The sequence below is a fragment of the Ruegeria sp. YKSF070 genome (assembly GCF_059612725.1).
The window spans coordinates 18,658-27,148 of sequence record NZ_JBXWRD010000054.1; the positions used below are offsets into that span (position 1 = coordinate 18,658).

Consider the following 8,491-nt stretch of genomic DNA (forward strand, 5'->3'; position numbering starts at 1 on the left):
CGGCCTCTGTCTGGGCGGCCCGCCCCCGTGGGCAGGCCGCGAGGCTCATCTCAGGCCGTCCTTGCCTTCGGCCGCGTCATGGGTCAGCCCGCCGACACGCGGCAACGGGCGGCCGCTGTCGGTAACGGCAACCGCCACCATGATCTCGTTCGCGCGCGGCGCATCGTTCAGCCGCACCTCGATCCCGTCGAAATGGCTGCGGACATAGGCCGCGTCCTTGTGGCCCAGCGGCACATCAAGCACCTGTCCCGGGCTGCCCATCTTCTTGGACGATGGCACCAGTGCCGCGCCTTTCTCTACCGCCTTGCGCAGGGGCGCGCCCAGTTTCGGATGCAGGATGGCGGCGGCATGTTCCAGCTCGCCATTCTCGCCCACCATCGCGGACTTGCCATAGCTTTCGGCCTGCTCGGGCCGGATCCCCAGCGCCTGAACACAGCGCTCGCCCAACAGAGCGCCAAGCTCGGCACCGGTGTCCATCAGCTCGGTCAGGTCATCAACATACCGGCCCGCAAACGGGTTCTCGATCACCGCCACGGCCACCGCCTTGCGGGTGGGCGGGGATATCTCGCGGCCCGCCTCGATCCGGGTTTCCTCAATGAATACAGCGATCTTGCGGATCTTGGTCATCTCAGCCCGTCCTCTCCCTTGATCTGCCAGGCCTCCAGCCCGCCCGCGCGGGAGTGCACGCGCTGGCCGGTGCTCATCACCAGCACCAGCGCCATCTCGTCGGCGCGGGGCGCATCGTTACAGCCAACCTCCATACTGTCGAAATGGCTGCGCACGTAAGAGGCGTTGATATGGGTGATTGGCACGTCCAGCCGGGCGCCGACACCACCCACCTTTTTCGACGAGGGGACGATGGCATTGGCGGTGCCCAAGAGCTGCCGCATCGCATAGCCCCCCGGCGCATGCCAGAGCGCGCCATGTTCCAGCTCTCCCGCCTCGCCGATCAGGGCGCCCTTGCCATAGCCCTCGATCCGGTCCGGTCCACCGAGCATGTCCAGAAGCTGTTGCGCCATGCTCAGGCCCAGAGGTTTGAGATCCTCCATGAACCCCTGGATCTCGGGCTCGTAGCGCCCGGCAAAAGGGTTCTTGAGGATACTCATGACCGAGGCGCGGCGCAGCGGGGTGGTGGCCACCGGACCACCCTCGTGCCAGATCTCTTCCAGTGCCGAGACGGTTTTTCTGAGGATCAGGTCAGGCAAGGGCAAGCCTCCTTTCAGGGGCGGTCACGGGTATGGCGCCGGCATGGCGGACCTCTCCGCGCAAGGACAGTTGGGCGGCACGGATGTGTCCGTCGGCGATCATTTCACCTGCCAGTTTCCGCCCGTTTTCAAGGGCATGCAAGACCTCGTTGCGTTCAAGGGTGCCGCAATGGGTGACAACGGGGCGCTTTCCCAGATCGCTGTCGTCCTTCACCGAGTTGGCAGGCGCGCGGCGGATTGCGGGGTGGCCGGGCAGGTCGGTCGCGTTGGCGATCAACGTCGCGGCCGCATCGGCACCGGCAGCGCTGCGGGCCAGCACCGTGACGCTCTCGGCGATGCCGAGGCTGAGGCTGCGACCGCCCAGACCCGAGGTGGCGATGCCGCCGACCCCGTCGCTGGCGCCGACCGAGAGCCGGCCCAGGTCGTGCCCGTCGTGCGTGGCCATGGCGAGGGTAAATCGGGCGTCGCCTGTCAGGTGCAGGGCGATATCGCCGCCGTTGTTCACATAGGCGCGTGTCAGCGGCGTGGAGGAGAGCATCGCGGCCAGTACCTCGTCGGCCACGGCACCGGCAACGGCGGCCATTCGGGTAAGGCGCAAAGCCATCAGCGAGCGGCAGGCGGTATCCATGCGCAGTGCTACCGGGCCAAGCGGCAGGGGCACGTCGGGGGTGAGCTCGGTTTTCAGGAGCGGCAGTTCACTGACCAGTTCCTCCAGCACCGTTTCAAACCGCGCAGTCGCGGTGGCAAACGCCGCCTCGCGCGCGCCCGGCCCGCCCTCGGCCCCCAAGATCAGGTCAATGGGGCCGTGCTGCAAATGCAGCCGCTTGCCGTCGGGCAGAAGGGCGGCGACAGCTCCGGTCATTCGTCCTCCCCTCGCGACCAACGGTAATTTTCGCGTGCGTTGGGGTCCGGCTGGGTGTCGCGCTTGCCCAGTTTGCGGTCGCGTTCCGAAACCACCTGTGCCACCGGTTTGATTTCGCTGACATGGCCGCCGAGCGTGCCGTAATCGCTGACCCTCATGGTGAATTCCATCGGCGCAACCAGCGCGGGCGTGGGCACATAACCGAACGAGTTCGAGGGCATCTCGGTCACGTCAACCATCACGGTGATGCCGCCACCGGGCCAGACATAGGCCGCCGCCCCGCCGCAGGAGACATGGGTGAGCGAGGATTTCACCGATTTGGTGAGCCGCACCGGGTTCTCGGTCACGCCCGCGCGCAAGGAGCCGCCCGCGCCGCCCATGAACAGGACCGAACAGACCGAGGGTTCGCAGTTTTCCGCGATCAGCTCCGCCGAGGCGCGTAGTTTCTCGGGGATCGGAACCGGTTGCGGCACCAGATCGGCGTCCAGCTCGTAATAGGCGAATTGCTCGCCCGTGGTCGAGACCATCATCAGCCGCAGGCCAGGCCAGGCCACGTCGGGCTTGAATTTATCAAGGATGACCAGCGGGTCCTCGACATCGGTACCGCCCCAGCCGGTGCCGGGATCGGCCACCTGGAAATAGCGGCCCGGCGTCGAGCGGCGGCCCTTGATGCGGATGCCGGTGGGCGGCACGTCGAGCATCTTGCCGGCCTGATGCTCGCTGAGCACGCCAGTGATGTGGTCGTCGACCACCACCACGTCATCGGCATGGCCCAGCCATTGTTTCGCGAACATGCCGATGGCGGCGGAACCACAGCCGACACGCATCAGCTTTTCCTCGACCCCGTTGATGATGGGGGCGCGGCCCGCCTGCACGATCAGGGTGGTTTCATGGCCTGGCTCGCCGATCACCATCTCGACCGCTTCGCAATTGCACAGGCGCAGGAGCGCGTCACAGGTGACGCGGCCCTCTTTCTTGGAGCCGCCGGTCAGGTGCTCGACACCGCCCAGCGACAGCATCTTGGAGCCATATTCGCTGGTCATCACATGGCCGATGGGTTCGCCATCGACCCGCACCACGTCGCGTTCGTGGCCGATATGGCGGTCGGTGTCGATCTTCACCTTGACGCCGCAGTAAGAGAAGATGCCCTCGGTCACCACAGTGACCATGTCGACGCCCTCGACCTCCTGGCTGACGATAAAGGGGGCGGGCTTGTAATCGGGATAAGTGGTGCCGGCGCCGACGGCGGTGACAAAGGCGCGGTTCTGCTGAACGATGTTGCCGTCCCAGTCGTCTGCTGTCTGCGCGTCCTTGAGGAAGGGCACGACGCGGGTGCTGCCGCTTTCGATCACGGTGAGCGCATCGAGCCGGACCAGTTCGCCACCATGGTTGGCATAGCGGTCGCAGGCGCCGGATTTGCCATCGGCGATGTAGCAGAGCACCGGGCAGGCGTCGCAGCGGATTTTCTCGGGGCGGATTCGGTCACTCATGTCCGGCTTCCTTCAGCGCGGCGCGCAGGCGGGCGGGGGTGACGGGGGTCTGGCGGATGGCAACGCCGGTGGCGTGGCGGATCGCGTTCAAGAGTGCGGGAGCGGTGGGGATCAGGGCGTGTTCGCCCAAGCCCTTGGCGCCATAGGGGCCGTGCTCGTCCGGGTCCTCGATGATCAGGGTTTCGATTGGCGGCACGTCGCCGATGGTTGGGATCAGGTAGTCGTGCAGATTGTCGGTGCGGCCGGGGATATATTCCTCCATCAGCGCCATGCCGAGACCCTGGGCGATGCCGCCCTCGACCTGGCCTTCGACCAGGGCGGGGTTGACGGCATGGCCCACGTCGTGGGCGGCGGTGAAGCGGAGCGGGCGGATTGTGCCCAGCCGTGTGTCGATCTCGACCACCGCCAGATGGGCGGCATAGCCGAACTGGGCGTAAGGCACGCCCTGGCCGTTCTTGTCGAGCGGCTTGGTGGGCGGGTCATAGGTCTCGGAGACGCCGAGGACATAGCCGTCGGCGTCCGTGGGCAGGTCGGAGAGGTCGATCACATGGGCGCGGCCATTGTCGGTGACATGGATCCGGCCCTGTTCGAGCGTCAATGTGGCCTCGGGCCCGGCATTGACGCGAGTCAGGATCGCGGCGCGCAGCGCCGCCCCCGCCAGCCTTGCCGCATTGCCGGTGACAAAGGTCTGGCGCGAGGCAGAGGTCTTGCCGGCGTCCGGCGTCAGGTCGGTATCGGGGCCGATCAGTTCGATCCGGTGGGTCGGGATGCCAAGCGCGGTGGCAAAGAGCTGGGTGATGACGGTATTGGCGCCCTGGCCGATATCCATCGCGCCCTGATGCAGCACGAGTGTGCCATCGGCCCGGATGCCGCATTTGATCGTCGAGGGGTTGGGCAGCGAGGTATTGCCGCAGCCATACCAGCCCGCCGCAATGCCGACGCCGCGTTTCAGGATTGTGTTCTCGGCATTGAACGCCTCGGCAGCGGCGCGCGCGCGGGTCCAGTCGGGTTTCAGGGCCTGCAAACAGGCGCGGATGCCGACGCCCTGGGTGAACACCTGGCCGCAGACGGTGGGCTGTCCGGTTGTCAGCGCGTTTTTCAGGCGGAACTCCAGCGGGTCCAGCCCCAGTTTTTCGGCCAGCTCATCGAACAGCGTTTCCTGCGCGATGGCGGCCTGCGGCACGCCAAAGCCGCGGAACGCGCCCGACGGCGGACAATGGGTGTGGATGCCCTGCGCCTCGGCCCGGTAATCGCGGATGAAATAGGGGCCCGAGCCATGCACCGGCACCCGGTTGGCCACGGTCGGTCCCCAGCTGGCATAGGCACCGGTGTTGAAGCGGCCTTGCAGGGCGAACCCCTTGAGCCGCCCGTCGGCGCTGGCGCCGATGCGCAGGTGCAGGTCAGAGGGGTGGCGCTTGGTGCTCATCTGCATCGACTGCACCCGGCTATAGGCCAGCCGTACCGGCTGCCCCGTCTTCAGCGCGGCTATCGCCAGATAGGGCTGCACCGACATGTCGAGCTTGGCGCCGAAACCGCCGCCGACGCCGGTGGGGATGATGCGGATGCGATCAGGGCCGAAGCCCAGCACCATCTGCAACCCGTCGCGGTCCAGCACCGGGGCCTGGGTGCAGGCATGCACGACGACCTTGTCACCGTCCAGATAGGCATAGCCCGCCTCGGGCTCGATATAGGCATGTTCGACAAAGGGGGTGGCATAGCGCCCCTCGACCACCACGTCGCTTGCGGCCAGCGCCGCCTCGGCATCGCCGCAGGCGACAAAGCCGGTGACCATGACATTGCCCGCGCGGTCCGGGTGCAGCAGCGGTGCGCCGGGGGCGGTGGCGTCGGTGACGTTTTCCACTGCGTCGAGCCGGGTCCAGGTGACCGGGAAGCGGGTGAGGTCGAGCGTCGCGGCCACATCGGGCGGGGCGACGATGGCGGCGACGGGTTCGCCGCGAAACCGGGTTTCGGTCTCGGCAAACATGGGCTGATCCTCGAACCCCGGCATCACGCCGAACCGGTTGCGGCCCGGTACGTCGGCGGCGGTCAGCACCGCCACCACGCCCGCGTGGGCGTTGCGCCAGCCGTCGATATCGCCCAGCGTGAAGCCCGCGCGGGGGTAGGGTGCGCCGACCAGCACGATCTCCATTGTGCCGACAGGGGCGACATCGTCGCCATAGGCTTCGGTTCCCGCCACCTTGCCCGCGCCGTCGAGCCGGGGGATGGCAGCGCCGGAATGCCCGTCGCCTTCGACAGAGGCGGGCAGCGGTGCGCCCGCCTGCATCACCGCCTGAATGATCTTGCGATAGCCGGTGCAGCGGCAAAGCACGCCGCCCAGTGCATCCTGAACCTGCGCCTCGGTCGGCTTCGGTGTTTCGCGCAACAGCGCGGTGGCGGCCACCATCATGCCGGGCGTGCAGATGCCGCATTGCGCCGCGCCATGGGCGAGGAAACTGTCGGAAAGGCGCTCTGCCACCGGGTCGGTGGCCAGCCCCTTGAGCGTGTCCACCCGGCGGCCTGCCACCTGATGCGCGGCCGTCAGGCAGGCGCAGACCGGGGCGCCGTCGACCAGCACGGTACAGGCGCCGCAATCGCCCGCGTCGCAGCCCACCTTGACCTCGCGCGCGCCGCAACGCTCGCGCAGCATCCGCGACAGGCGCTCACCCGGTTGCGGGGTGGCGCGTGCGGGCGCGCCGTTCAGGGTGAAATCTGTTGTTGTGGACAAGGGACGGTCCATCACTGTCCTCCTGCGGTACGGATGGCGCGGGTGATCTGCTCGGCCACCGCGTCCAGCCGGAATCCGGAACTGCCGCGAATATCGTCGATGGGCGAGAGCGGGGTGAGCTGGTCTTGCCCGACCGTTACGTCCTGTGGGCGCTGGCCGATCAGATCGGCCTCGAGCCTGCTCAACCGCTGCGCCACCGGTGAACAGGCGCCCACCGCAACGCAGGCATGGTCGATCCGCCCCCGTGCATCGCAGCCGACCACCACAGCCACCATGGCGATGGAAATCACCAGATACCGCCGCGCGCCCAGCTTGGTGAAGGCGCCGCGCGCATGGGCGGGCGGATTGGGCAGTAAAAGGGCACTGACCAGCTCACCCGGCTGCAGGGCGGTGCGGCGGACACCGGTCAGGAACTCTGCCAGCGGCAGCACGCGTTGACCGGAGGCCGAGGTCAACTCGACCCGCGCCTCCAGCGTCAGCAGCGGCGGTACGCCGTCGGCGGCGGGCGAGGCGTTGCACAGGTTGCCCGCAACCGTGCCCGCATTCTGGATCTGAATGCTGCCGACCTCGCGCGCGGCGGCGCGCAAGCCGTGAAAGGCGGGTGGCAGGTCGGCCCGCGCGACCTGGGTCCATGTGGTGGTGGCGCCGATGCGCCAACCCTCTGCCGCCCGGCTGATACCCTGAAGAGCCGCGATCCGCGTCAGGTCAAGGATATCCCCGCCGAACGGTGCCGCCCCTTGTGCCGGATAGACATCGGTGCCGCCGGCGACAACGCGCATGTCCTTCTCGGCAAGGCGGTCGAGCGCCTCCTTCAGTGAGGCAGGGGCGTGATAGGCCATGAGCGTTGTCTCATCCGTTCGGTGAATTTCATTTGTACGCTAACGGTATTTCCCGGTTTCGATTCGTGTCAACCGCTTGTTGGAAACCGGGCTGTCGTTTCGGGCGGTCTGCTCTATTGTGGCGCACGGAGCGGACCGGGAACAGAGATTTGATCGAACTGCGCGACCTGCAATTGCTCAGCGCTTTGGCGCGGCATCGACACTTTGCCAAGGCGGCCGAGGATTGCGGAATCTCGCAACCGGCCTTTTCGATGCGGATCCGCAATCTCGAAGAGCGGTTGGGTGTCACCATAGTGCGCCGTGCCAACCGGTTTCAGGGCCTGACCGAAGAAGGCGAGATGATCGTGCGCCGGGCCCGCCGCATCCTGGGCGATGCCAAGGCGCTGGAACAGGAGGTTGCGGCGGTCCGGGGCGAGATTTCGGGCGCGCTGATCCTGGGGGTGATCCCGACCGCGCTGGCCTTTACCGGGCGGCTGGTGCGGCGGTTGCATCAGGAGCATCCGCGGATCGTGGCGCGGATCGATTCGATGTCCTCGACCGCGATCCAGCAGGGGCTGGACGAAGGCACGATCGACGCGGGCATCACCTATGGCGACAGCATCGGCACCGACCTGCGCCATGTGCAGCCACTCTACGAGGAAACCTATGTGCTGCTGGTGCCCGCCCATCTGACCGAGGCGACCGGGCCGATTCCCTGGGCGCGGGTGGCTGAATTCCCGCTGTGCCTGCTGGAGCCGCAGATGCAGAACCGGCGCATTCTCGACCGGATATTCGCCGAACAGGGTTTGCATCCGCGTATCGTGGCCGAGACCAGCGGCTTTACCGCAGCGATGGTAATGGCGCGCGAGGGGCTGGCGGCCGCCGTTGTGCCGCGCGTTCTGGTCCGGGCACTGGGCGATCTGCGCGGCACAAAAGTGTTGCCGCTGGTCGAACCCGAAGTGTCCAAACCCATTGCGCTGGCCACGCTGGACCGTGATCCGGAACTGCCGACGGTGACGGCCCTGCGGCAGGTGGTTGCCTCATTGCGGTGATAAGGCGTCGTTATCGTGCCTTCGAAAGATGCGATTTGACGATATCTTATTCTGATGAGAGACGGGCTCTGATCGGAGGGCAACATGGCACCATTGGACAGCAAATCATCAGGCAACGGACCCGGCGTATGGAAGAGTGGGAAGGGTCGTGGGCGTCGATTGCCGAAGGGTCGTGTTTATAGTGATGAGGCGTTGGCGGATGTTCGTGCTTTGCTGGGGGATCGTCCTCGGCGGCGGGATTTGCTGATCGAGTTTCTGCATCTCATTCAGGACGCTTACGGGCATTTGTCGGCGGATCATCTTGCGGCTTTGGCGTTCGAGATGAAGCTGGGGCAGGCG

General features: G+C 66.7%; 8 protein-coding genes. 2 read left to right on the forward strand and 6 right to left on the reverse strand.

Annotation, left to right across the window (positions count from 1 at the left end):
- Positions 1 to 45: 45 nt before the first annotated feature.
- From AC2FL1_RS19895 to AC2FL1_RS19920, 6 genes are read right to left on the reverse strand one after another with little or no spacing between them, the layout of a single operon-like run.
- Positions 46 to 627 (reverse strand): amino acid synthesis family protein, encoded by a 582-nt coding sequence (locus AC2FL1_RS19895; RefSeq protein ID WP_496829021.1) that lies wholly within the window; start codon positions 625 to 627, stop codon positions 46 to 48.
- Complete coding sequence (locus AC2FL1_RS19900; protein WP_496829019.1) at positions 624 to 1,205, reverse strand: amino acid synthesis family protein; 582 nt, start codon at positions 1,203 to 1,205, stop codon at positions 624 to 626. The genes AC2FL1_RS19895 and AC2FL1_RS19900 overlap by 4 nt, the downstream gene beginning before the upstream one ends.
- Positions 1,198 to 2,067, reverse strand: coding sequence for a UPF0280 family protein (locus AC2FL1_RS19905; protein ID WP_496878073.1), 870 nt, complete (start codon positions 2,065 to 2,067; stop codon positions 1,198 to 1,200). Before AC2FL1_RS19905 ends, AC2FL1_RS19900 begins: the two co-directional genes overlap by 8 nt.
- Positions 2,064 to 3,557, reverse strand: coding sequence for a 6-hydroxynicotinate reductase (locus AC2FL1_RS19910; RefSeq protein WP_496878074.1), 1,494 nt, complete (start codon positions 3,555 to 3,557; stop codon positions 2,064 to 2,066). Before AC2FL1_RS19910 ends, AC2FL1_RS19905 begins: the two co-directional genes overlap by 4 nt.
- Positions 3,550 to 6,294 carry a molybdopterin-dependent oxidoreductase gene (locus AC2FL1_RS19915; protein ID WP_496878075.1) on the reverse strand — a complete coding sequence of 915 codons (2,745 nt, stop codon included), beginning with the start codon at positions 6,292 to 6,294 and terminating at the stop codon, positions 3,550 to 3,552. Before AC2FL1_RS19915 ends, AC2FL1_RS19910 begins: the two co-directional genes overlap by 8 nt.
- The gene (locus AC2FL1_RS19920; protein WP_496878076.1) at positions 6,294 to 7,121 is read right to left on the reverse strand and encodes an FAD binding domain-containing protein; all 828 of its coding nucleotides are present in this window, start codon (positions 7,119 to 7,121) and stop codon (positions 6,294 to 6,296) included. The genes AC2FL1_RS19915 and AC2FL1_RS19920 overlap by 1 nt, the downstream gene beginning before the upstream one ends.
- 149 nt (positions 7,122 to 7,270) lie before the next feature.
- On the opposite strand from AC2FL1_RS19920, the gene AC2FL1_RS19925 reads away from it, so the two are divergent.
- Positions 7,271 to 8,152, forward strand: coding sequence for a LysR family transcriptional regulator (locus AC2FL1_RS19925; protein WP_496878077.1), 882 nt, complete (start codon positions 7,271 to 7,273; stop codon positions 8,150 to 8,152).
- A gap of 84 nt (positions 8,153 to 8,236) precedes the next feature.
- The coding region (locus tag AC2FL1_RS19930; protein ID WP_496878078.1) for an NADH-quinone oxidoreductase subunit NuoE family protein at positions 8,237 to 8,491 on the forward strand (255 nt) is incomplete at its 3' end.

What these genes read in the sequence shown, in the direction of transcription:
- AC2FL1_RS19895 (WP_496829021.1), bottom strand. Translation starts at nt 627, where the DNA reads ATGACCAAGATCCGCAAGATCGCTGTATTCATTGAGGAAACCCGGATC.
- AC2FL1_RS19905 (WP_496878073.1), bottom strand. Translation starts at nt 2,067, where the DNA reads ATGACCGGAGCTGTCGCCGCCCTTCTGCCCGACGGCAAGCGGCTGCAT.
- AC2FL1_RS19910 (WP_496878074.1), bottom strand. Translation starts at nt 3,557, where the DNA reads ATGAGTGACCGAATCCGCCCCGAGAAAATCCGCTGCGACGCCTGCCCG.
- AC2FL1_RS19915 (WP_496878075.1), bottom strand. Translation starts at nt 6,294, where the DNA reads ATGGACCGTCCCTTGTCCACAACAACAGATTTCACCCTGAACGGCGCG.
- AC2FL1_RS19920 (WP_496878076.1), bottom strand. Translation starts at nt 7,121, where the DNA reads ATGGCCTATCACGCCCCTGCCTCACTGAAGGAGGCGCTCGACCGCCTT.